The sequence below is a fragment of the Bacillus sp. UNC437CL72CviS29 genome, from assembly GCF_000482345.1.
GTDB classification, from domain to species: domain Bacteria; phylum Bacillota; class Bacilli; order Bacillales; family Bacillaceae_G; genus Bacillus_A; species Bacillus_A arachidis.
Map to the genome: position 1 here is coordinate 420,386 of NZ_AXVB01000003.1, position 22,779 is coordinate 443,164.

The following is a 22,779-nucleotide window of genomic DNA, read 5'->3' on the forward strand; positions in this document are numbered from 1 at the left end:
TACATAAAGTGTCAAAAAGTTTAGGAATATAACTCTTGTTTGTGTCTATATTTTTTTACACGAAACATATAAAGTGTCAATTTTTTTATCATTATATATTGGTTTGATAGAGGGGGATAAGGGGGGAACGTCTTTGTGAAAGACAGGAAATATAATTTTATAAGAAAAAACGCAATGATCACCCATATTCATTGCGTTTTTGTTTCCTATAATCTTAGGCCTTTAATTTCATCACGGTATCAGCATCAGGTGTTACATACAATGTTTGTTGATTATCATATGTAACAAATCCTAGTTTGGCACCGCTTGGTTTTTTAACATGGCGAATTTTTGTGAAATCTACAGGAACAGAACTAGAATCTTTTGCTTTACTGTAATAAGCAGCAAGTTTGGCAGCTTCTAGCAAAGTTTCCTCGGTCGGTTCTAATGAACGAATGACAACGTGAGAACCAGGAATATCTTTTGTATGTAACCAAATTTCATCACGGCGTGCAAACTTCGTTGTTAAATAGTCATTTTGCTTGTTATTTTTACCGACAAAAATTTCTGTTCCATCGCTAGCGATATATTTATCTAATATTGGTTTTGTCGGTTTTTTCTTTGCGTTTTTTAATTTGCGGTTACGCATGTAGCCTTCTTCAGCTAATTCTTCGCGGATTTCTTCAATATCTTTTGAAGAAGCAGCTTCCATTTGTTGAAGTAAGCTATCAAAGTAAAGGATTTCTTCATTCGTTTTTTCGATTTGTTCTTCTACAATTGCAACAGAATTTTTCGCTTTTTGATACTTTTGGAAATAACGTTGTGCATTTTCAGATGGTGTTTTTAATGGGTCTAACGTGATTTTTACTGTTCCACCATTCTCGTCGTAGTAGTTAACGGCTTCAATTTCTTTATCTCCTTTTTTTAATGCATACATGTTAGCAGTAAGAAGCTCACCGAATAATTGATATTTATCTGCTTTTCCCGCGTCTTGTAATGTTTTCTTTAATTTAACTAATTTCTTTTCGTTCTTTGTTTTTTCATTGTACATAAATCGTTCTAAATCATGTGCTTGTTGTTTTACACGGTCGCGTTCTGCTTTTCCAAAGAAGAATCGATCTAATAATTCACTTACAGATGAGAATGTTTTAGCGTCACCTTTTAAATGTGTGAGCGGGAATAGATAAAAGAACTCTTTTCCATTTGCCGTTATCATTGTTGGCTCATATTGGTGTGCTTGCAGCGGTTTTTGTAATGTGAAAAATGCTTCTGATAATGCTTTTTCATTTATCATACCGGCTTTTCTTACAACTTCTTTTGCGAATAGTGGCGAAATCCCCATAAAGGTTCCGACGAGTTGTTTATCCATATTTCCAGCCAAAAAGTCTAGTGGTCTAATAAATTCATCTTGTGTTTCAATCTGCAATGGATTGATTTTATGCTGCGCTGGTGGTGCAACATATTCTGCGCCAGCATATACAGTACGATGCCTATTTACTGCTAAAGAAACGTGCTTTAAGCTATCTAAAATGATATTCGTTTTTGCGTCTACTAAAATAATATTACTGTGACGACCCATTATTTCAATCACTAATGTTCTTAACGATTCGTCACCAATTTCGTTACGGCTTCGAACGGTAATTTGAATGATTCGTTCTAAATCGACTTGTTCAATTTTCTCAATAAATCCACCTTCTAAATGTTTGCGAAGAAGCATACAAAACATTGGTGGTAATGCAGGTGAATCATAACCTTGACTTGTAAGATGCATACGTGTGTATGTAGGGTGTGCGGAAAGAAGCAGTTTTTGATTTTTTCCGTTCGCTCGAATATGTAACAAAATCTCATATTTTGAGGGCTGATATATTTTTGAAATTCTTCCTGTTTGAAGAGAATTAGCAATTTCATGTGTAATCGCTCTTGTAAATAATCCATCGAATGCCATTATGAACACTCCTTTCTAACTAAATGTTAATTATAGCATTTTTTTGGACGGGGCTGAATAAGCTTTCATTAGAGCATGTCTGCAATCAGGAGGTCGATAGCGAGATGAATTGGTATGAAATGCGTGCGCATGAAGTGGAAGAACGAACGAATACAAATGTGAAGGTAGGGCTGTCAGAGCAAGAAGCGGAAGGACGCTTAAAGAAACTAGGTCCAAATGAATTGCAAGAAGCAAAGCGGCCTTCTGCACTCGTTGTATTTTTATCACAATTTAAAGATTTTATGGTGCTTGTTTTATTTGGTGCAACAATTATTTCAGCGTTTTTAGGAGAGTATATTGATGCAATTGCGATTGTGGCAATTGTGATTATTAATGGGATCCTTGGTTTTTTTCAGGAACGAAAAGCAGAAAAATCACTCGAAGCTTTAAAGGAACTAGCCGCCCCACAAGTAACAGTTTTACGAAATGGAAAATGGATAAAGGCGCCATCAAAAGCTCTTGTTCTTGGTGATGTCATTAAATTTTCTAGCGGGGATCGTATTGGAGCAGACATTCGTCTTATTGAAGCATCTAGTTTATATATTGAAGAATCAGCTTTAACAGGTGAATCTGTACCTGTTCAAAAGAAGGTAGAAGCATTACAAGGTGAAAATGTTGCGATTGGTGATCAAAGAAATATGGCTTTTATGGGGACGATGATAACGAGAGGATCAGGAATAGGCGTAGTAGTAGGGACAGGGATGAATACTGCAATGGGACAGATTGCAAATATGTTACAAAATGCAGAGCAAATGGAAACACCGCTGCAAAGAAGGTTAGAACAACTTGGAAAGATTCTAATCGTTGTTGCCCTTATCTTAACGACGCTTGTTGTATTAGCTGGAGTGTATCAAGGAAATGAAGTGTACCATATGTTCTTGGCGGGTGTGTCACTTGCTGTTGCGGCAATTCCAGAAGGATTACCAGCAATTGTTACGGTCGCATTGTCACTCGGTGTACAGCGTATGATTAAAAAGAGAGCGATTGTTCGAAAATTACCAGCGGTAGAAACTTTAGGATGTGCTTCTGTTATTTGTTCGGACAAAACAGGAACGATGACACAAAATAAAATGATGGTAACACATATGTGGTCAGGTGGCGAAACATGGTATGTAACAGGGCAAGGCTATGAACCTACTGGATCGTTTATGAAAGATGAGCAGAAGATTAATCCAACATCGACAAGGTCGTTATATCAATTATTAACATTCGGGTGTCTATGTAATAACGCGAGTATTGTAAAAAAGAAAAAAACGTATGTTTTAGATGGAGATCCGACAGAAGGAGCACTTGTTGCAGCAGCGATGAAAGCGGGAGTATCACGTGAAGCTTTAAAAGAGAAATTTGAAATTATTCATGAGTTCCCATTTGATTCCACACGTAAAATGATGAGTGTGATTGTCCGCGATCGTGATGGTAAAAAATTTGTAGTCACAAAAGGAGCACCGGATGTTCTTTTACAAATGAGTCAAACCATTTTGTGGGGAAATAAACAGCAACCTTTAAGTGAATTGTATCGTAAAGAAGTACAGGCGGCTATTCATAGTCTTGGAAGTCAAGCGCTTAGAACAATTGCAGTGGCTTTTAAGCCGTTAAAAGTTACGGATTCAATTGAACATGAAAGAGAAGTAGAAAAAGACTTTATGCTTGTCGGGATACAAGGAATGATAGATCCACCAAGACCAGAAGTAAAACAGGCTGTAAAAGAGTGTAAAGAGGCTGGTATTAAAACGGTAATGATTACAGGTGATCATAAAGTAACAGCGATGGCAATTGCGGAGCAGTTAGGGATTTTACCGCCGAACGGTCGTGTTATAGAAGGAGTAGAATTAGCAAATATGTCTGTAGATGAACTAGAGAATATTGTGGAAGATACTTATGTATTTGCGCGTGTATCACCGGAACATAAGTTGAAAATTGTCAAAGCTCTTCAAAATAAAGATCATATTGTTGCAATGACAGGTGATGGAGTAAATGATGCTCCAGCAATAAAAACAGCTGATATTGGGATAGCGATGGGGATTACAGGAACGGATGTAGCAAAAGAAGCGTCTTCTCTTGTATTGTTAGATGATAACTTTGCCACGATTAAATCGGCAATTAAAGAGGGAAGAAATATATATGAAAATATTCGAAAATTCATTCGTTATTTATTGGCATCAAATGTTGGAGAAATTTTGGTTATGTTATTTGCGATGATGCTCGCACTGCCACTTCCGATGGTTCCAATTCAAATTTTATGGGTCAATTTAGTAACAGATGGTTTACCTGCAATGGCATTAGGGTTAGATAAAGCTGAGGGAGATGTAATGCGAAGAAATCCACGTCATCCGAAAGAAGGGGTTTTTGCGAGAGGATTGGCTTGGAAAATTGTGAGCCGTGGCTTTTTAATTGGTATTGTAACCTTGCTCGCATTTATTATTGCGTTTAATCAACATCCAAATGAATTGAAATATGCACAAACAGTAGCTTTTGCTACATTAGTTTTAGCGCAGCTTATTCATGTATTTGATTGCCGAAGTGAACATTCTATATTCCATCGTAATCCTTTTGGAAACGTGTATTTGGTTGGAGCAGTTATTATCTCGGTGTTATTAATGCTTGTGGTTATTTATTATCCACCATTGCAACCGATTTTTAGTACGATGCCAGTTCAAGCGAGAGATTGGTTATTAATTGTTGGTCTATCGTCTATTCCAACATTTTTATTAGTGGGCTCTTTATTGACAGGGAAAAAGGAGAAGAAAAAGCGTGTGTTGTATAAGAAAGGGCTAAACTTGAAATAGTCAATGATATGAAAATGTGATATAATTTACGAAAGGTAGTAGAGTTGCATCTCTATTACCTTTTTCATTGAGTTATTTCATGGCGTGGATGTGATAAAAATGATTTCTAGTATGACAGGTTTTGGAAGGTCGAAGGTAGAAAACGAAACTTTTCAAATTACAGTAGAAATGAAGTCAGTGAATCATCGGTTTTTAGAGATGAACATTCGACTTCCGAAACAAATGATGGTTTTTGAGGACAAAATTCGTAAGTTAATTGCAGAACAAGTTCGCCGCGGACGTATTGAAGTGTCTGTTAGCATTACGGGTGAAGGGCTTGTGGAAAGAAAGCTGAGTGTGAATTGGCCACTTCTTGAGCAGTACAAATCCATTATGGAAGACGTGAAAACAAAATTTCAATTACAAGATTCCATTACGCTTCAACAACTCATGGAGATGCCAGAAGTAACGGCAATTGAGGAAATGGAAAATGAAAATGAACAATTTGAACAAAGTTTATATGAAGCTGTTCGCCAAGCTGCTAGTATGTTAAAAACAATGAGAGATGGCGAAGGAGAACGCTTACATAAAGATATAGTATATCGTCTACAAGAGATTCATAATTGTGTAAATGCGATTATTCCGCACGCACCGATTGTGATTCAAAAATATCGTGAGCGATTAGAAAATCGCTTAAAGGAATTACATAATCAGGATTTAGATGAACAACGACTGCTGACAGAAGTAGCGATGTTTGCAGAGCGGTGTGATATTCATGAAGAATTAGTTCGTTTGCAAAGTCACTTGGATCAATTTCAAGAAGCGCTTGAGATTGCAGAGCCTGTTGGAAGAAAAATGGACTTTATCGTACAGGAGATGCATCGTGAAATTAATACAATTGGTTCTAAGGCAAACGACTTAACAATTTCAAAATATGTTGTAGAAATGAAAAATAATCTTGAAAAAATTCGTGAACAGGTACAAAATATTGAGTAGCTGTCAAAAAATATATAAAGTTATACGTGGTGGGGAAATCGGATAGACTTACTAGGAGGCGCAAACTATGGCCATGCGGTTTTTAAATATTGGATATGGAAATATCGTATCTGCTCATCGAATTATTGCAATTGTAAGTCCGGAGTCAGCTCCTATTAAACGAACAGTGCAGGAAGCGCGTGAACATAACGTGTTATTAGATGCTACGTATGGGAGAAAAACAAGGGCGGTTATTGTTATGGATGATGGACATATTGTATTAAGTCCAATTCAACCAGAGACGATTGCACATCGTTTAAATAATAAAGAAGATTTAAGTGAGGAAGGGTAGGTTTTACATATTTATGAGAAGTAGAAGAGGGTTGCTCATCGTTCTTTCAGGACCTTCTGGCGTTGGGAAAGGGACAGTTCGAAAAGAATTGTTCAGCCATGAAGATACAAAATTCCAATACTCTATTTCAGTAACGACACGTAAGCCACGTGAAGGTGAAGTAGATGGTGTGGATTATTTCTTTAAAGAGAGAGAAGAGTTTGAAGAAATGATTCGTAACGAAAAGCTACTTGAGTGGGCAGAGTTCGTTGGGAATTACTATGGAACACCAATCGATTATGTTGAAAAGACATTGCAAGAAGGAAAAGATGTGTTCTTAGAAATTGAAGTACAAGGAGCAATCCAAGTAAAGAAAGCTTTCCCTGAAGGTGTATTTATTTTCTTAGCTCCTCCAAGCTTATCAGAGCTTAAGAATCGCATCGTGGGTCGTGGTACAGAGACTGAGGATGTTATTGAAAATCGTTTAACTGTAGCAAAAGAAGAAATCGAGATGATGGACGCTTATGACTATGTAGTAGAAAATGATAAAGTAGAACTTGCTTGTGATCGCATTAAAGCTATTGTGGTTGGTGAACATTGCCGCCGAGAAAGAGTAGCGAAATATTATAAAGAAATGACGGAGGGTATATAATATGTTAAATCCATCAATTGATTCATTACTAAAAAAAATCGACTCTAAATATACATTAGTAACGGTAGCTGCAAAACGCGCTCGTGAAATGCAAATAGCTAACAACTGTGCAATTGAAAAACCTGTTTCTCATAAATGTGTAGGAAAAGCGTTGGAAGAAATCGATGCAGAAGCATTAAATTATGTACCAAGCGAAGAGAAAGTATCTGATTAAGGCATTCTCTTCGACAAATGAAAACATAGAATTTATACTTTTCTATGTAACGGTAACAACCTATTTACAAGTAGGTTGTTATTTTTTTACGATAGAGCTAAAAAGACATAGCTTTTTGTTTAATGAAATACTGGCACTGACGAACTGGAATGAATACATTCCAGCAGAATAAGTTTGAAAAAGAAAGAGGACGAGTCATATGCTAAAAGAGAAAAAGATACTTCTATGTGTGACAGGGGGCATCGCTGTTTTTAAGGCAGCTGCGTTAACGAGTAAATTAACACAAGCAGGGGCACTTGTAAAAGTAATGATGAGTGAATCGGCGATGAAATTTGTTACACCTCTTACATTTCAAGCGCTTTCTCGCCATAATGTATATACGGATACATTTGATGAAAAAGATTCAGCAGTTATCGCTCATATTGATTTAGCAGATTGGGCAGACATTGTGCTTGTTGCTCCAGCAACAGCAAATTGTATCGGAAAACTAGCAAATGGTATTGCTGATGATATGATTACAACAACATTGTTAGCTACTACAGCTCCAGTCTGGATTGCACCTGCTATGAATGTGCATATGTATGAAAATAAAATTGTTCAAAAGAATATGATGACGTTAAAAGCATTGGGATATACATTTATTGAGCCTGGAGAAGGTTTTTTAGCATGCGGGTATGTTGCGAAAGGTCGATTAGAGGAACCGGAAACAATTATTAATCGGTTACAAGAAGCTTTTTCAGAACATAAACCATTAAAAGGAAAGAAAATTTTAGTAACTGCTGGTCCAACTCGTGAGAAGATTGATCCAGTACGTTTTATGACGAATTTTTCTTCAGGGAAAATGGGGTATGCGCTAGCGGAAGTTGCTGCTCACTTAGGAGCGGATGTAATACTTGTTTCCGGTCCAACTGCAATCACACCACCTGTAAATGTAACAACTGTGCAAGTAGAATCTGCACAAGATATGTTAGAAGCTGTCATGCAACATTATGGATCTATGGATGTCGTTATTAAAACAGCAGCAGTAGCAGATTATCGCCCAAAATTTGTGCATGATCAGAAGATGAAAAAGAAAAGTGGCGATGCAGTTATTGAGTTAGAAAGAACAATTGATATTTTGAAAACTCTCGGGGAGAAAAAGGAGCATCAACTTCTTATCGGTTTTGCTGCTGAAACGACAAATATAGAAGAATATGCAACGAAAAAGTTACGTGAAAAAAATGCGAATATGATTGTAGCAAATGATGTGAAAGCGCAAGGCGCAGGATTTGGTACGGATACAAATATTGTAACAATGTATAGAAAAGATGGAGAAATTATTCGATTGCCTCTTTTAACAAAGAAAGAAGTTGCACATGAAATTTTAATGCAAATTGAAGCAATGTTAGAAGAGGATCGTGTATGAAATTTGCAAGTGTAATTGTTGATGTACCGGCACGGCAAACAGATCGCCCGTTTGATTATATAATCCCTAAGAAATGGGAAGATATTGTACAAACAGGTATGCGTGTAGTCGTTCCGTTTGGTCCAAGGAAATTACAAGGTTTTATTATTGAAATAAAAGATTCAGTTGATGTGGAAAGTAAGAAGTTAAAAGCGTTGTATGAAATACTAGATGTTACCCCAGTTTTAAATGAAGAGTTATTAAAAATTGGATTTTGGCTAACAGATGAAACGCTATGTTATATGATTTCAGCTTTTCAAGTTATGCTTCCAACTGCAATAAAAGCAACTTATAAAAAGCGACTACAGCTCCATAAACCAGAAGAAGTAGCGCCGGAAATTTGTAATTTATTTCAAGGGAAAGAAGCGATAGATTGGGAAGAAGTTGCCGCGCACCCACATATGTATCGCACAGTTCAAAAAGAGATAGTAAATGGAACGATTGAAGTCATCTATAAAGTAAAGGATAAAGTGCAAAAGAAGAAACAAAGAGTGGTTCAACCAGAATTGCCACAGGAACAATTAGAGGCAGCTGCATTTGAGCTGAAAAGTAAAAAGCAACAGGATGTACTTTATTATTTTGTAGAAAATTATCACAGTGTGGCATTAAAAACATTAACGGAAGAGCTGCAAATAACAGATGCACCTGTGAAGTCGCTTGTAAAAAAAGGATTGCTTTTAGAAAAGTATGTTGAAGTATACCGTAACCCATATGACGACGAAGCTTTTGAACAGACAAAGCCATTTCCGCTCACAGATGAACAAAACCAAGTGATTACGCCTATTTTGTCATCTATTGAGGATGGAACATATAATCCGTTTTTACTATATGGTGTTACAGGAAGCGGTAAAACAGAAGTGTATTTGCAATCCATTGCTGCGGTATTAAAAAAAGGTAAGGAAGCCATTGTACTCGTTCCTGAAATTGCATTAACACCACAAATGGTGGACCGTTTTAAAGGACGATTTGGCTCGCAAGTTGCAGTTCTTCATAGTGCTCTTTCTGTTGGGGAAAAATATGATGAATGGCGAAAAATTTTAAGAAAAGAAGTAAAGGTTGTTGTTGGAGCACGCTCTGCTATTTTTGCTCCATTTGAAAACTTAGGAATTATTATTATTGATGAAGAACATGAATCAAGTTATAAACAAGAAGATAATCCGAGATATCATGCTAGGGATGTTGCGATTTGGCGAGGACAATATCATAATTGTCCAATTGTGCTCGGCAGTGCAACACCGACACTGGAATCGTTTGCTAGAGCGAAAAAAGGTGTTTATGAGCTACTAACTATGCAAAAGCGTATGAATGAACAGGCGTTGCCAACAGTAGAAATTGTTGACATGCGTGAGGAACTGCGTGATGGAAATCGATCGATGTTTTCCAAGTTACTTTATGAGAAGATAGCGGACCGGTTAGAAAAGAAAGAACAAATGGTTCTTTTTTTAAATCGAAGAGGCCATTCAACGTTTGTCATGTGTCGTGATTGTGGTTATGTCGTGCAATGTCCACACTGTGATATATCACTCACCTATCATAAAATGAATCATCGTTTAAAATGTCACTATTGTAGTTATGAGGAAAGTATGCCAACTGCTTGTCCTGCTTGTAACAGTTCGTATATTCGTTTCTTTGGGACAGGAACACAAAAGGTAGAAGAAGAAATTACAAAGCTATTTCCAGAGGCAAGGGTTATTCGTATGGATGTTGATACAACGAGTCGCAAAGGAATGCATGAAAAGTTATTAAAAGCCTTTGGTGAAGAGAAAGCTGATATCTTACTTGGAACACAGATGATAGCTAAAGGGCTTGATTTTCCAATGGTTACGCTTGTTGGTGTTTTAACAGCTGATACGATGCTGCATTTACCGGATTTTCGTGCAAGCGAGAAGACGTATCAGTTATTGACACAGGTGAGTGGACGTGCAGGTCGACATGAATTACCAGGAGAAGTAGTGATTCAAACATATACGCCAGAACATTATAGCGTAGAACTGGCAAAGAATCAGCAGTACGATGTATTTTTTGAACAAGAAATGCAAATGAGAAAAATGAGGCAATACCCGCCGTATTACTATGTCGCACTTGTAACCGTTTCACATCCAGAGTTATTAAAAGCAGTTCAAGTAACGGAAAAAATTGTCGGTTATTTACGAACGCATTGCTCACAGCAAACAATGGTGTTAGGACCGGTTGCTTCAGCAATTCCAAGGATAAAAGATAGATATCGATACCAATGCATGATAAAATACAAGCGGGAACCAAACTTAAAGTACGTGCTTAAAATGGTAAATGAACATTATCAGGCAGAAATGCAAAAAGATTTGCAGATCTCAATCGACTTTAATCCAACAATGTTAATGTAGCGGAGGAAAATATGGCAGTTTTAGAAATTGTAAAGCACCCAGATGAAGTGTTAGAAACCCCATGTGAACGGGTAATCAACTTTGATAAAAAGTTAGTGAATTTGTTAAAAGATATGCACGAAACAATGTTAGTTGCAGATGGAGTCGGTCTAGCAGCGCCGCAAGTCGGTGTAAGTTTGCAAGTGGCAGTTGTTGATATTGGTGATGACACTGGAAAAATCGAACTGATTAATCCAGTTATTTTAGAAAAACGTGGTGAACAAGTAGGTCCCGAAGGCTGCTTAAGCTTTCCGGGACTTTATGGTGAAGTGGAGCGTGCAGAGTATATTAAAGTACGTGCGCAAAATCGTCGTGGTAAAATCTTTTTGTTAGAAGCAAATGATTTTTTAGCACGCGCAATCCAACATGAAATCGATCATTTACACGGTGTGTTGTTTACATCAAAAGTGACGAGATATTACGAGGAAAATGAATTAGAAGAGATGTAAAAGGAGCGGTTTTTGAATGATAAAAGTAGTATTCATGGGAACACCGGACTTTTCTGTACCGGTGCTTCGTCGTCTTATTGAAGATGGATATGATGTGATTGGTGTTGTAACGCAGCCAGATCGTCCAGTAGGCAGAAAAAAAGTTATGACACCAACACCTGTTAAGGTGGAAGCGGAAAAACATGGTATCCCAGTATTACAACCGTTAAAAATTCGTGAAAAAGACGAATATGAAAAAGTATTGGCATTAGAGCCCGATTTAATTGTAACAGCTGCGTTTGGACAAATTGTGCCAAATGAAATTTTAGAAGCACCGAAGTACGGATGTATTAATGTCCATGCTTCATTACTGCCAGAGCTTCGCGGTGGTGCACCAATCCATTATTCCATCATGCAAGGAAAAGAAAAAACAGGTATTACAATTATGTATATGGTGGAAAAATTAGATGCTGGTGATATTTTAACGCAAGTAGAAGTGGAAATTGAAGAGCGTGAAACAACTGGTTCATTATTTGATAAATTGAGTGAGGCTGGAGCGCATTTATTATCAAAAACAGTTCCACTTTTAATACAAGGGAAATTAGAACCAATTAAACAAAATGAGGATCAAGTAACATTTGCTTACAATATTAAACGTGAACAAGAAAAGATTGATTGGACGAAAACAGGAGAGGAAGTATATAACCATATTCGTGGTTTAAATCCGTGGCCAGTTGCTTATACGACTTTAGCAGGACAAGTTGTAAAAGTATGGTGGGGCGAAAAAGTTCCTGTAACTATGCAGGCTGAAGCGGGTTCTATTGTAGCGATTGAAGAAGATGGTTTCGTTGTGGCAACAGGGAATGAAACGGGTGTTAAAATTACTGAACTGCAGCCATCTGGTAAAAAACGTATGAGCTGTTCACAATTTTTACGTGGAACAAAACCTGAAATTGGGACGAAGTTAGGAGAAGACGCATGAGACAGAATGTTCGTGAGTTAGCTCTTGATGGTTTAATGCAAGTTGAAAAAAGTGGTGCTTATAGTAACTTACTTTTAAATAACTTGATTGAGAAGAGTCAAATTGATAGAAAAGATGTTGGTTTATTAACAGAAATCGTTTATGGAACGATTCAACGTCGTGATACGCTTGATTATTATTTACAACCATTTTTAAGAAAAAAGGTAGAGGCATGGGTAAAAGTTTTACTACGTCTGTCCCTATATCAAATGGTATATTTAGATCGTGTTCCAGAAAGAGCGGTAATTCATGAAGCGGTTGAAATTGCAAAACGCCGTGGTCATAAAGGGATTGCAGGAATGGTAAATGGAGTACTGCGCTCAATTCAACGTGAAGGTGTGCCGTCTTTAGAAGAAATACAAAATCCGATATCGCGACTTGCTGTTGCAACGAGTCATCCAGAATGGCTTGTAAAAGAGTGGACTGCAGCATATGATTTAGAAACAGCGGAAAAAATGTGTGAAATGAACTTGATTCCACCTGTTTCAGCAGCGCGTGTAAATGTCGATAAGGGAACAGTAGAAGAAGCGATTAGCTTATTAGAAGATGAAGGCGTAGAGGCAAAACGTGGTGATTTATCCGAAGATGCTATCCAACTTGAAAAAGGAAATGTAGCGCATACAGAAGCGTTTCAAAAAGGTTTCCTCTCTATTCAAGATGAAAGCTCAATGCTTGTTGCACGTGCTCTAGAACCAGAAGAAGGAGATATGGTTCTAGATAGCTGCGCAGCACCTGGTGGGAAAACAACACATATTGCAGAACGCTTAAAGGGAACTGGACAGGTGATGTCGCTTGATTTACATCCGCATAAAGTTCGTTTAATTCAGCAACAAGCGAAGCGCCTTGATTTAGAAAATGTTGAAACAAAGGCACTTGATGCCAGAAAAGTTCAAGAGCATTTTGCAAGCGAAAGCTTTGATAAAATATTAGTGGATGCACCGTGTTCTGGGTTTGGTGTAATTAGACGTAAACCTGATATTAAATTAGGGAAAGAGAAAGGCGATAGTGAAAGACTGTCGACAATTCAGCTATCGATACTAGAAAAGGTAGCTCCTCTGTTAAAAGCAGGTGGTCGCCTTGTTTATAGTACGTGCACAATTGAAAAAATAGAAAATGAGCAAGTGATAGAGCGATTTTTACAAGAGCATCCTGAATTTACATGGGATACTACTATGAAAGAACGCATGCCAGAAAAATTACGTCCCTATATAAATGAGGGACAAGTACAAATTTTACCGCATTATTTTGCAACAGATGGCTTTTATATTGCTTGTTTAAGAAAGAAGGTGTAGCATCATGGAAACGACTGTAAAAAAACAAAAGAAAAATTTAGAAACAAAAAAACCATCTATTTACTCTTTACAACTTCATGAAATGCAAGATTGGTTAAAGGAAAAAGGTGAACCGAAATTCCGTGCAGGTCAAATTTTTGATTGGTTATATAAAAAACGTGTAAAAAATTATGAGGATATGACAAACCTTTCCAAAGGATTGCGTGATAAATTGTCGAATTCCTTTGATATTACTACTTTAAATACGCTAGTAAAACAAACATCTTCTGATGGAACCATTAAATTTTTATTCCAATTATATGATGGGTATTCTATTGAGACAGTATTAATGCGACATGAATATGGAAATTCCATTTGTGTAACAACGCAAGTTGGATGTCGTATTGGCTGTACATTTTGTGCATCTACACTAGGTGGTTTAAAACGAAATCTAGAGGCTGGGGAAATTGTAGCACAAGTAGTTGAGGTTCAACGTGCGCTTGATGAGACAGAAGAACGCGTGAGCTCTCTTGTTGTAATGGGTATCGGAGAACCGTTTGATAATTACGATAATTTAATGGCGTTCCTACGCATTGTAAATCATGAAAAAGGAATCCACATTGGTGCGCGTCATATGACGGTTTCAACAAGTGGAATTATCCCGAAAATTTATAAGTTCGCTGAAGAAGATATGCAAATTAACTTTGCGATTTCATTGCATGCTCCAAATACAGAATTACGTTCAAAATTAATGCCAATTAACCGTGCATATAAGCTGCCAGATTTAATGGAAGCTATTAAATACTATGTAAATAGAACGGGGCGTCGTATTACATTTGAATATGGTTTATTTGGAGGAGAAAATGACCAAGTTGAGCACGCTGAAGAACTTGCTCAATTGTTAAAAGGTGTAAAGTGTCATGTGAACTTAATTCCGGTAAACTACGTACCAGAGCGCGATTATGTAAGAACGCCACGTGAGCAAATTTTCTTATTTGAAAAAACGCTAAAAGACCGTGGAGTGAATGTAACGATTCGCCGTGAACAAGGTCATGATATTGATGCTGCCTGCGGTCAGTTGCGTGCAAAGGAGCGCAAAGAAGAGACGAGGTGACAAGATGAAAGCCGTGTTTCTATCGGATAAAGGTAAAGTTCGTCAACATAATGAAGATAGTGCAGGAGTTTTTCATAATTTAGATGGAGATATTTTAGCTGTAGTAGCTGATGGAATGGGAGGTCATCGAGCTGGCGATGTTGCTAGCTCGATGGCCATTCAATTATTCCATGATTATTGGAAGCAAACGTATAGTATGGATACACCAAAAAAGGCGGAAGAATGGTTACATATAAACGTTGAAATGATTAACGAGAGGGTATACGAATACTCGAAGCAACATGTAGAGTGCAATGGTATGGGAACCACTGTTATTGTTGCAATTTGTACGGCAGGGTTTGTAACAATTGGACATATAGGAGATAGTCGTTGTTACATGTTATCAGATGGTGAGATTTCACTTATAACTGAGGATCATTCACTTGTAAATGAACTTGTCAGGTATGGTGAAATTTCAAAAGAAGATGCAGAGTATCATCCAAAAAAGAACGTGCTTTTACGAGCGCTTGGAACAGAAGAAAAAGTTGGATTAGATGTTAAAACATTAGTGTTAGAAGAAAATGATCAATTGCTTCTTTGCTCTGACGGATTATCAAATAAAGTTGCTATGGATGATATGCGAAAAATTTTGCTATTAAACGAACAGCTCGAGACAAAGGGAGAACGTCTTATTCAACTTGCGAATGATCGTGGTGGAGAAGATAATATTACTCTTGTCATTGTTGATTATGTGGATTCGGCAAACGAAAGTAGGTGAATAACAACGTGATGATTGGAAAACGCCTAAACGACCGTTATAAGCTGCTAAAAATGATTGGTGGCGGAGGAATGGCCAATGTATATTTAGCTCATGATGATATACTAAGCCGGGATGTAGCGGTAAAAATACTACGACTCGATTATGCGAATAATGATGAGTTTATTAAACGTTTTCATCGAGAAGCGCAATCTGTTACAACGTTGTCGCATCCAAATATTGTGAATATGTATGATGTTGGGGAAGAAGATGGAATTTATTATCTTGTTATGGAATATGTACCTGGACAAACATTAAAGCAATACATAAATCAGCGTGGGATGTTACCTATAGGGGAAGCCCTTGATATTATGGAGCAGCTAACATCTGCAATGGCACACGCTCATCATTTTGAAATTGTCCATCGAGATATAAAACCACATAACATCTTAATTCGGAATGATGGAATTGTGAAAGTGACCGATTTTGGTATTGCGACAGCTACAAGTGCAACGACGATAACGCATACGAACTCTGTACTCGGTTCTGTTCATTATTTGTCGCCAGAACAAGCGCGCGGAGGCATAGCAAATAAACAATCGGATATTTACTCACTTGGGATTGTTATGTTTGAATTGTTAACAGGTCGTCAACCTTTCTCAGGGGAATCGGCAGTTGCGGTAGCTTTAAAACACTTACAAAATGAGACGCCGTCTCCAAAGCGATGGAATCCGGATATTCCACAAAGTGTAGAAAATATTATTTTAAAAGCAACCGCAAAAGATCCATTTCATCGCTATCAGTCTGCTAATGCGATGAAAAGAGACATTGAAACAGCTTTATATCCAGAACGGATTAATGAGCAACCATTCTATATACCTGAAGATATGGAAGCGACGAAAGCAATTCCAATTATTCAACAAGAACAATTATTTGAAAATGTAAGTGATGAAACAATTGTATTGAATGGAAGTAAGGTAGACGAACAGATAAAAAATGAAGAAGTGAAACCAAACGAGAAAAAAAAGCGAAGTAACAAATTGTTGAAAATTTTAATTACAACATTTTTACTTTTAGCAATCGGTATAACGTTAGCCCTTACTGTGATTCCAGGGTTCTTTATACCGAAAGAAGTGAAAATTCCAGATGTGTCTAGTATGAAATATGAAGCAGCTGTGAATGCACTTGTTGAGAAAGGTTTTGAGGTTGCTGAGCCTAACATTGTTTATACAGATAAAGTAGAAGCAGGAAAGGTGATTAAAACAAATCCAGCAGCGGGAAGAGTTGTAAAGGAAAATACAAAAATCACTATTTATCAATCTGGCGGAAAACAAAAGAATAAGATGAGTAATTTAATTGGGCAAGATTTTGAAACCTTGAAAAAAGAATTAGAAGGGAAGTATAAAATTATTGTCCCATACTATATTGAAAGTGAAAAACCAAAAGGTGAAGTTGTTGAGCAAATTCCAACGGCAGATCAAATGGTTGTTGAAGCTGAGCAAGATGTAAAAGTGTGGATAAGTAAAGGTCCGTACCAAATTCGACCTGTTGATTTTTCTGGATGGACTGAAAATAGCGTGAATAGCTATTTAAGTGAAAAGAAACTGGTTCCAGATGTGAAAAGAGAATATTCAGATACAGTTGATAAAGGACTGGTAATTTCACAATCACCAAAACCAGGAATACCGCTAAAAGAAGGGGATAAAGTAACGATTACTGTCTCTGATGGTCCGAAACCAAAAGTAACGAAAACAGTAAAAGTGGATAACATCCCGATTCCTTACGAGTCTCCTGTAGTAGGTGAGAAAAAACCGCAAACAATTGAGATATATAAAGAAGATATGCAGCAGAAAATGGATAAACCGATTGAAACACGGACGATAACAGAGTCAACTACTATTTCTTTAGCATTTGTTATCCAAGAAGGAACAAAAGGTCATTATAAAATTGTTCGAGATGGAACGACAATTATTGATAAAGATGTACCATATCCAGCTGAGTAAAGGTGTGTCTCCATATTATGGATTCCACCTTCTTTGTATGGAAAGTGGAATTTGTTGTTCTTGCCTGTTATGCTGTTAACGTAGCGGATGGGAAAAATGGCGAAAATTTACGTTTTGAAATAGAAGAACGGCCATAAAAGTGAAGTGAAAATAAAGGGGAATCTGAACTGGTAGTTAGTTTTATCCCAGTACTCGCTGGCAGTACCTCGTCTCAAAGCATGTAAAAGTCTGTTTGATGAAGGGCTGATAAAAATTTTACTTTATATAGAATAAAGGAGAATTATATGGCAGAAGGAAAAATTGTAAAAGCTTTGAGTGGCTTTTATTATGTGCAGCATGAAGATGGCATTACACAATGTCGCGGTCGTGGTGTGTTCAGAAAAAATAAAATTACACCGCTTGTAGGAGATCAAGTAGTTTTTCAAGCGGATAATCCGAATGAAGGCTATGTTTTAGAGGTTTTTGAGCGGAAGAATGAACTTGTTAGACCGCCAATTGCTAATGTAGATCAAGCAATCCTTGTTTTTTCAGCGGTTGAACCAGATTTTAATCCGGGGTTATTAGATCGATTTCTCGTATTAATTGAACATCATAACATTAAACCGATTATTTGTATTAGCAAAATGGATTTAGTAGATGAAAAAATGCGAGAAACTGTTGAATCTTATGCGAATGATTATCGTGAAATGGGATATGATGTGTTGTTTACTTCTATAAATACATCGGAAAGTATTGATATTCTCAAACCATTTTTAGAAGGTTGTGTCTCAGTTGTTGCAGGACAGTCTGGTGTGGGTAAATCTTCCATGTTAAATGTATTACGCCCAGATTTAGCGTTAAAAACGAATGATATTTCCTCTCATTTAGGACGTGGAAAGCACACGACAAGACATGTGGAATTAATTGCAGTAGGAAGCGGTCTTGTTGCAGATACACCTGGTTTTAGCTCTCTTGATTTTATTGACATAGAAGTAGAAGATCTTACGCATTGTTTTCCAGAGTTGAAAGAAGAAAGCCAATACTGTAAGTTTAGAGGGTGTACACATCTTTCAGAGCCGAAATGTGCGGTAAAAGCTGCAGTTGAAGAAGGAAAGATTACGCAATATCGTTATGAACATTACAAACAATTTGTAGAAGAAATTAGAGAGAGAAAGCCGAGGTATTAATTATGATTAAAATTGCACCATCGATTTTATCAGCAGATTTTTCCAAACTAGGGGAAGAAATTAAAGATGTAGAAAAGGGCGGAGCGGATTATATCCATGTTGATGTAATGGACGGCCATTTTGTTCCAAACATTACAATTGGTCCATTAATTGTAGAAGCGATTCGTCCAATTACATCTTTACCATTAGATGTACATTTAATGATTGAAAATCCGGATAACTATATTCCTACTTTTGCAAAAGCTGGAGCGGATATTATTACTGTTCATGTAGAGGCTTGCCCACATTTACATCGTACAATTCAATTAATTAAATCGCATGGTATTAAAGCTGGGGTTGTATTAAATCCTCACACACCAGTTTCAATGATTGAACACGTATTAGAAGATGTTGATATGGTATTACTTATGACAGTAAATCCAGGGTTTGGTGGACAGAAGTTTATTCATTCTGTATTACCGAAAATTAAACAAGTTGCAGAGATGGTCAAAGAGCGTAATTTACAAGTAGAAATCGAAGTTGATGGTGGTGTAAACACTGAGACTGCAAGACTTTGTGTGGAAGCAGGAGCGAATGTTCTTGTAGCAGGATCGGCAGTTTACAATCAAAAAGACCGCGGTGAAGCAATTCGAATAATTCGTGGATAAGGAATAGATGTAAGAAAACTTTCATGACCTGTTAGAACGGGATAATGTGAAAAAAAGGTAATCTACCGAATGGCAGATTGCCTTTTTCTATAGAAGGGAAAGAAAAGATGATTATTCATATTTTAGCTGGAGGACCTAAGGAGTATTGTGCCGATTTCTCTCTTTATGAAAACGAGGAAGTAGTATGGGCTGCGGTTGATCGTGGTGTATATTATTTGTTGCAAAGAGGAATCGCACCTACTGTTGCACTTGGTGACTATGACTCGGTTACAGGTGAAGAATTAGCGTGGATGCAAAAACAGACAGATGAGTTACATATTGTTCCGCGGGAAAAAGATCAAACGGATTTAGAAATTGCAATTCATTGGGCATTGGAGCAAAAGCCGAAATTGATTCGTATTTTTGGTGCTACAGGTGGAAGGCTTGACCATGGATTAGCGAATATTCAAATGCTTTTAAAAGGATTGGAAGCGCATACTGAAATGTATATCGTTGACAATAAAAATGAAATCTCTGTAAAAAAAGTAGGCACATATACAATTGAAGAAAATGAACAATTTCCATACGTATCCTTTGTACCTGTTACGGAAATTGTAAATGGTATTACACTTCGCGGTTTTAAATATCCTCTCACTGATAAAACGATAGAATGGGGATCCACGCTTTGTATTAGTAATGAACTCATTGTGGAAAAAGGTACTTTTTCATTTACTTCTGGCATATTAATGGTGATAAGAAGCACTGATTAAAGAAACACTTTTGCTGCTTGCATCATATAGTAAACAAGTGGAGTAATGGGGGTTAGGAGGGAAACCATGAGATTTTATACAATTAAGTTACCTAAATTTCTTGGTGGAATTGTTCGCGCGGTGTTAAATACCTTTAAAAAGGACTAAAAAAGCACCATTAATGGTGCTTTTTTCATGAGGATAATAAAAAAAGAGCCTATCGGCTCTTTTTTTTATTATTAAACACGTTCGATTTTGCCAGATTTTAATGCTCTAGCAGAAACGTAAACACGTTGAACTTTACCGTCGATGCGTACGCGAACTTTTTGAAGGTTAGCGCCCCATTTACGTTTTGTAGCGTTCATTGCGTGAGAACGAGAGTTACCAGAACGAGCTTTTCTTCCAGTAATAGCACAAACACGAGCCATCTATATTTCCCTCCCTTAACTACCTTACCATACGTAATTTTTTCAATGTTAGTCTTTTATGCGATGCTAAAAACACTACTATAATTTAACACAACTAAAAAGAGAATGCAACAGTGTATAAAAAAGAAATCAAGAAAAATTACTTGACACCAAATGTTAATAAAGAAAAGTAAAAATCAAGAAAAATTACTTGACATATTATAGTAGTACATGTTGTATAATAACAATGGACTATTTTGCTCGTCATAAATATGAGAGCGAAAAGAAAGAACGATGGAATTTTCTTTAAAAAGATTATATGATAGTAATTAAAGTAGTCTAGCTCACTTTCACCATTAATGAAGGGGGAAACGAGATGTCAATTGAAATTAAAACGAAGTACGGTCAAATTGATATTAGTACAGATGTAATTGCAACAATTGCTGGAGGTGCCGCGGTAGATTGCTACGGTATCGTTGGTATGGCTTCAAAGAATCAATTAAAAGATGGATTAACAGACATTTTACGAAAAGAAAACTTCACTAGAGGCGTTATTGTTCGTAAAGACGAAGATGAAGTACATATTGATATGTATATTATTGTGAGCTATGGTACAAAAATTTCAGAGGTAGCACATAACGTCCAAACGAAAGTGAAATATACATTAGATCAAACGGTAGGACTAGCAGTAGATTCTGTAAACATCTACGTACAAGGAGTTAAAGTAATAAACTTGTAATGTGCATTAAGGAGGAAAATCTGTGTCAATTCAAAAAATTGATGGAAAACGTTTATCACAAATGATTATTCAAGGAGCGAATAATTTAACGAACAATGTTCAGCTTGTTGATGCATTGAACGTTTTCCCAGTTCCAGATGGCGATACCGGTACAAATATGAATTTATCAATGACTTCAGGCGCACGTGAAGTAAAATCAAACCCTTCGCAGCATGCTGGTAAAGTCGGTGTAAGCTTAGCAAAGGGATTATTGATGGGCGCGCGCGGTAACTCAGGAGTTATTTTATCTCAATTATTCCGAGGTTTCTCTAAGTCTATTGAGCTAAAAGAAGAGTTAACAACAGTTGATTTTGCAGCAGCTTTAGAAGCTGGTGTAGAAACAGCGTATAAAGCGGTTATGAAACCGATTGAAGGAACGATTTTAACAGTTGCAAGAGAAACGGCTAAATATGCAGTCACAGTTGCGAAAAAACAACGCGACTTTGTTTTGTTTATGGAAGACGTTGTAAAAGAAGCGAATGCATCGTTAAATCGTACGCCAGATTTATTACCTGTATTAAAACAAGTTGGCGTTGTAGATAGCGGTGGTAAAGGTCTTGTTGTTGTATACGAAGGCTTTTTAGCTGACTTAAAAGGAGAGACAATCTCTTCAGATGAAATTGCGCAACCATCTATGAATGAAATGGTACGTGCAGAACATCACCGTAGTGTACAAAGCCAATTGAGTACAGAAGATATTAAATACGGATATTGTACGGAGTTTATGGTGAAATTAGAGCCTGAAAAAGTAAAGGAACATAATTTCTCTGAACAAAAATTCCGTGAAGATATTAGTGTATATGGAGATTCACTACTTGTTGTATCGGACGATGAAATTGTAAAAGTTCATATTCATGCAGAACATCCTGGGGATGCAATGAACTACGGTCAACGTTACGGTAGTTTGATTAAAATTAAAGTAGAAAATATGCGTGAACAGCATACTGCTCTATTAGATGGACCAACACCAATGCATGAAGAAGTGAAAGAACAGAAAGAAAAACAGCCGTATGGTATCGTAACTGTAGCGATGGGATCCGGTATTAAAAACTTATTTGAGAGCATTGGTGCAACTGAGGTTATCGAAGGTGGTCAAACGATGAATCCGAGTACGGAGGACATCGTGAAAGCAATTGAAGACACAAATGCTGAAAAAATCATTATTTTACCGAATAACGGGAATATTGTGATGGCAGCAGAACAAGCTGCTTCTGTTGTTGATCAAGAAGTTATTGTTATTCGCTCAAAGACTGTTCCTCAAGGAATGGCTGCGATGTTGGCATTTAACCCAGCTGGAACATTAGAAGAAAATGAAGAGAATATGAAAGAAGCGCTAACGCATGTGAAAACAGGTCAAATTACGTATGCAGTTCGTGATACGGAAATTGACGGTGTAGAGATTCAAAAAAATGATTTCATGTGTATTGCAGATGGGAAAATCGTATCTACAAATGCTACAAAGGTAGATGCAGGGAAGCAGCTGCTAGAAAGCATGATTGATGAAGATTCTGAGATCGTAACAATTTTGCAAGGTGAAGATGCAACAGATGAAGAGGTTGCAGAATTAGTTGCGTTTGTAGAAGAGAAGTTTGAAGAGGTAGAGGTAGAGGTACACCAAGGAAATCAACCTGTATATTCTTTCATTTTCTCTGTAGAATAAGATAAATTCCTTTTGATAATAAGGGGAAAATTGTTTATTTGCTAATGAGCAAGAATGAATGACGTAAATTGTCT

The 22,779-nt window shown here is 37.0% G+C and carries 21 protein-coding genes; 19 read left to right on the top strand and 2 right to left on the bottom strand.

From position 1 onward, the window contains the following. Positions 1–214: 214 nt before the first annotated feature. The gene (locus tag M014_RS0102360; RefSeq protein ID WP_026590279.1) at positions 215–1,924 is read right to left on the bottom strand and encodes an Rqc2 family fibronectin-binding protein; all 1,710 of its coding nucleotides are present in this window, start codon (positions 1,922–1,924) and stop codon (positions 215–217) included. Positions 1,925–2,028: 104 nt separating this feature from the next. Here M014_RS0102360 and M014_RS0102365 point away from each other — a divergent pair, with 104 nt between their 5' ends. The 17 genes from M014_RS0102365 to spoVM all read left to right on the top strand — a co-directional run bounded on the left by M014_RS0102365 (position 2,029) and on the right by spoVM (position 20,028). Beyond that, positions 2,029–4,749 (top strand): calcium-translocating P-type ATPase, SERCA-type, encoded by a 2,721-nt coding sequence (locus tag M014_RS0102365; RefSeq protein WP_026590280.1) that lies wholly within the window; start codon positions 2,029–2,031, stop codon positions 4,747–4,749. Positions 4,750–4,848: 99 nt separating this feature from the next. Next, positions 4,849–5,724, top strand: a complete 876-nt coding sequence (locus tag M014_RS0102370; RefSeq protein WP_026590281.1) for a YicC/YloC family endoribonuclease — start codon at positions 4,849–4,851, stop codon at positions 5,722–5,724. Between the two features lie 67 nt (positions 5,725–5,791). Next, positions 5,792–6,055: an extracellular matrix/biofilm regulator RemA gene (gene remA, locus M014_RS0102375; RefSeq protein ID WP_001251459.1), complete on the top strand. Its 264-nt coding sequence runs from the start codon at positions 5,792–5,794 to the stop codon at positions 6,053–6,055. A 13-nt stretch (positions 6,056–6,068) separates the two neighbouring features. Beyond that, positions 6,069–6,686: a guanylate kinase gene (gene gmk / locus M014_RS0102380; protein WP_026590282.1), complete on the top strand. Its 618-nt coding sequence runs from the start codon at positions 6,069–6,071 to the stop codon at positions 6,684–6,686. 1 nt (position 6,687) lies between these two features. Continuing rightward, entirely contained in the window at positions 6,688–6,900 is a 213-nt protein-coding gene (rpoZ, locus tag M014_RS0102385; protein WP_026590283.1) for a DNA-directed RNA polymerase subunit omega, read from the top strand. 199 nt (positions 6,901–7,099) lie between these two features. Next, complete coding sequence (gene coaBC / locus M014_RS0102390; RefSeq protein WP_026590284.1) at positions 7,100–8,305, top strand: bifunctional phosphopantothenoylcysteine decarboxylase/phosphopantothenate--cysteine ligase CoaBC; 1,206 nt, start codon at positions 7,100–7,102, stop codon at positions 8,303–8,305. Further along, positions 8,302–10,707: a primosomal protein N' gene (priA, locus tag M014_RS0102395; protein WP_026590285.1), complete on the top strand. Its 2,406-nt coding sequence runs from the start codon at positions 8,302–8,304 to the stop codon at positions 10,705–10,707. The genes coaBC and priA overlap by 4 nt, the downstream gene beginning before the upstream one ends. Before the next feature lie 11 nt (positions 10,708–10,718). Then, entirely contained in the window at positions 10,719–11,195 is a 477-nt protein-coding gene (def, locus tag M014_RS0102400; protein WP_026590286.1) for a peptide deformylase, read from the top strand. Positions 11,196–11,211: 16 nt separating this feature from the next. Then, a complete protein-coding gene (gene fmt, locus M014_RS0102405) occupies positions 11,212–12,156 on the top strand; it encodes a methionyl-tRNA formyltransferase (RefSeq protein WP_026590287.1) in 945 nt (314 codons plus the stop codon). Then, positions 12,153–13,487, top strand: coding sequence for a 16S rRNA (cytosine(967)-C(5))-methyltransferase RsmB (gene rsmB, locus M014_RS0102410; RefSeq protein WP_026590288.1), 1,335 nt, complete (start codon positions 12,153–12,155; stop codon positions 13,485–13,487). Before fmt ends, rsmB begins: the two co-directional genes overlap by 4 nt. A 4-nt stretch (positions 13,488–13,491) precedes the next feature. Further along, complete coding sequence (gene rlmN, locus M014_RS0102415) at positions 13,492–14,580, top strand: 23S rRNA (adenine(2503)-C(2))-methyltransferase RlmN (protein WP_026590289.1); 1,089 nt, start codon at positions 13,492–13,494, stop codon at positions 14,578–14,580. A 4-nt stretch (positions 14,581–14,584) separates the two neighbouring features. Next, positions 14,585–15,337: a Stp1/IreP family PP2C-type Ser/Thr phosphatase gene (locus M014_RS0102420; protein ID WP_026590290.1), complete on the top strand. Its 753-nt coding sequence runs from the start codon at positions 14,585–14,587 to the stop codon at positions 15,335–15,337. An 8-nt stretch (positions 15,338–15,345) separates the two neighbouring features. Further along, the gene (gene pknB / locus M014_RS0102425) at positions 15,346–17,319 is read left to right on the top strand and encodes a Stk1 family PASTA domain-containing Ser/Thr kinase (protein WP_026590291.1); all 1,974 of its coding nucleotides are present in this window, start codon (positions 15,346–15,348) and stop codon (positions 17,317–17,319) included. 284 nt (positions 17,320–17,603) lie between these two features. Beyond that, the gene (gene rsgA / locus M014_RS0102435; protein ID WP_026590292.1) at positions 17,604–18,485 is read left to right on the top strand and encodes a ribosome small subunit-dependent GTPase A; all 882 of its coding nucleotides are present in this window, start codon (positions 17,604–17,606) and stop codon (positions 18,483–18,485) included. 2 nt (positions 18,486–18,487) lie between these two features. After that, positions 18,488–19,132, top strand: a complete 645-nt coding sequence (rpe, locus tag M014_RS0102440; RefSeq protein ID WP_026590293.1) for a ribulose-phosphate 3-epimerase — start codon at positions 18,488–18,490, stop codon at positions 19,130–19,132. Positions 19,133–19,239: 107 nt separating this feature from the next. Further along, entirely contained in the window at positions 19,240–19,881 is a 642-nt protein-coding gene (locus M014_RS0102445) for a thiamine diphosphokinase (RefSeq protein WP_026590294.1), read from the top strand. A gap of 66 nt (positions 19,882–19,947) precedes the next feature. Beyond that, positions 19,948–20,028 carry a stage V sporulation protein SpoVM gene (gene spoVM / locus M014_RS26315; RefSeq protein ID WP_001213600.1) on the top strand — a complete coding sequence of 27 codons (81 nt, stop codon included), beginning with the start codon at positions 19,948–19,950 and terminating at the stop codon, positions 20,026–20,028. A 71-nt stretch (positions 20,029–20,099) separates the two neighbouring features. On the opposite strand, the gene rpmB is transcribed toward spoVM, so the two are convergent. Then, complete coding sequence (gene rpmB / locus M014_RS0102455) at positions 20,100–20,288, bottom strand: 50S ribosomal protein L28 (protein WP_000124776.1); 189 nt, start codon at positions 20,286–20,288, stop codon at positions 20,100–20,102. A 355-nt stretch (positions 20,289–20,643) separates the two neighbouring features. Between rpmB and M014_RS0102460 the strand changes: the two genes are divergently transcribed. Beyond that, on the top strand, positions 20,644–21,006 hold the full coding sequence (locus M014_RS0102460; protein WP_000021109.1) for an Asp23/Gls24 family envelope stress response protein: 363 nt from the start codon (positions 20,644–20,646) through the stop codon (positions 21,004–21,006). A 22-nt stretch (positions 21,007–21,028) separates the two neighbouring features. After that, positions 21,029–22,705, top strand: coding sequence for a DAK2 domain-containing protein (locus M014_RS0102465; protein ID WP_026590295.1), 1,677 nt, complete (start codon positions 21,029–21,031; stop codon positions 22,703–22,705). Positions 22,706–22,779 lie beyond the last annotated feature (74 nt).

What these genes read in the sequence shown, in the direction of transcription:
- M014_RS0102360 (WP_026590279.1), bottom strand. Translation starts at nt 1,924, where the DNA reads ATGGCATTCGATGGATTATTTACAAGAGCGATTACACATGAAATTGCT.
- M014_RS0102365 (WP_026590280.1), top strand. Translation starts at nt 2,029, where the DNA reads ATGAATTGGTATGAAATGCGTGCGCATGAAGTGGAAGAACGAACGAAT.
- M014_RS0102370 (WP_026590281.1), top strand. Translation starts at nt 4,849, where the DNA reads ATGATTTCTAGTATGACAGGTTTTGGAAGGTCGAAGGTAGAAAACGAA.
- remA (WP_001251459.1), top strand. Translation starts at nt 5,792, where the DNA reads ATGGCCATGCGGTTTTTAAATATTGGATATGGAAATATCGTATCTGCT.
- gmk (WP_026590282.1), top strand. Translation starts at nt 6,069, where the DNA reads ATGAGAAGTAGAAGAGGGTTGCTCATCGTTCTTTCAGGACCTTCTGGC.
- rpoZ (WP_026590283.1), top strand. Translation starts at nt 6,688, where the DNA reads ATGTTAAATCCATCAATTGATTCATTACTAAAAAAAATCGACTCTAAA.
- coaBC (WP_026590284.1), top strand. Translation starts at nt 7,100, where the DNA reads ATGCTAAAAGAGAAAAAGATACTTCTATGTGTGACAGGGGGCATCGCT.
- priA (WP_026590285.1), top strand. Translation starts at nt 8,302, where the DNA reads ATGAAATTTGCAAGTGTAATTGTTGATGTACCGGCACGGCAAACAGAT.
- def (WP_026590286.1), top strand. Translation starts at nt 10,719, where the DNA reads ATGGCAGTTTTAGAAATTGTAAAGCACCCAGATGAAGTGTTAGAAACC.
- fmt (WP_026590287.1), top strand. Translation starts at nt 11,212, where the DNA reads ATGATAAAAGTAGTATTCATGGGAACACCGGACTTTTCTGTACCGGTG.
- rsmB (WP_026590288.1), top strand. Translation starts at nt 12,153, where the DNA reads ATGAGACAGAATGTTCGTGAGTTAGCTCTTGATGGTTTAATGCAAGTT.
- rlmN (WP_026590289.1), top strand. Translation starts at nt 13,492, where the DNA reads ATGGAAACGACTGTAAAAAAACAAAAGAAAAATTTAGAAACAAAAAAA.
- M014_RS0102420 (WP_026590290.1), top strand. Translation starts at nt 14,585, where the DNA reads ATGAAAGCCGTGTTTCTATCGGATAAAGGTAAAGTTCGTCAACATAAT.
- rsgA (WP_026590292.1), top strand. Translation starts at nt 17,604, where the DNA reads ATGGCAGAAGGAAAAATTGTAAAAGCTTTGAGTGGCTTTTATTATGTG.
- rpe (WP_026590293.1), top strand. Translation starts at nt 18,488, where the DNA reads ATGATTAAAATTGCACCATCGATTTTATCAGCAGATTTTTCCAAACTA.
- M014_RS0102445 (WP_026590294.1), top strand. Translation starts at nt 19,240, where the DNA reads ATGATTATTCATATTTTAGCTGGAGGACCTAAGGAGTATTGTGCCGAT.
- spoVM (WP_001213600.1), top strand. Translation starts at nt 19,948, where the DNA reads ATGAGATTTTATACAATTAAGTTACCTAAATTTCTTGGTGGAATTGTT.
- rpmB (WP_000124776.1), bottom strand. Translation starts at nt 20,288, where the DNA reads ATGGCTCGTGTTTGTGCTATTACTGGAAGAAAAGCTCGTTCTGGTAAC.
- M014_RS0102460 (WP_000021109.1), top strand. Translation starts at nt 20,644, where the DNA reads ATGTCAATTGAAATTAAAACGAAGTACGGTCAAATTGATATTAGTACA.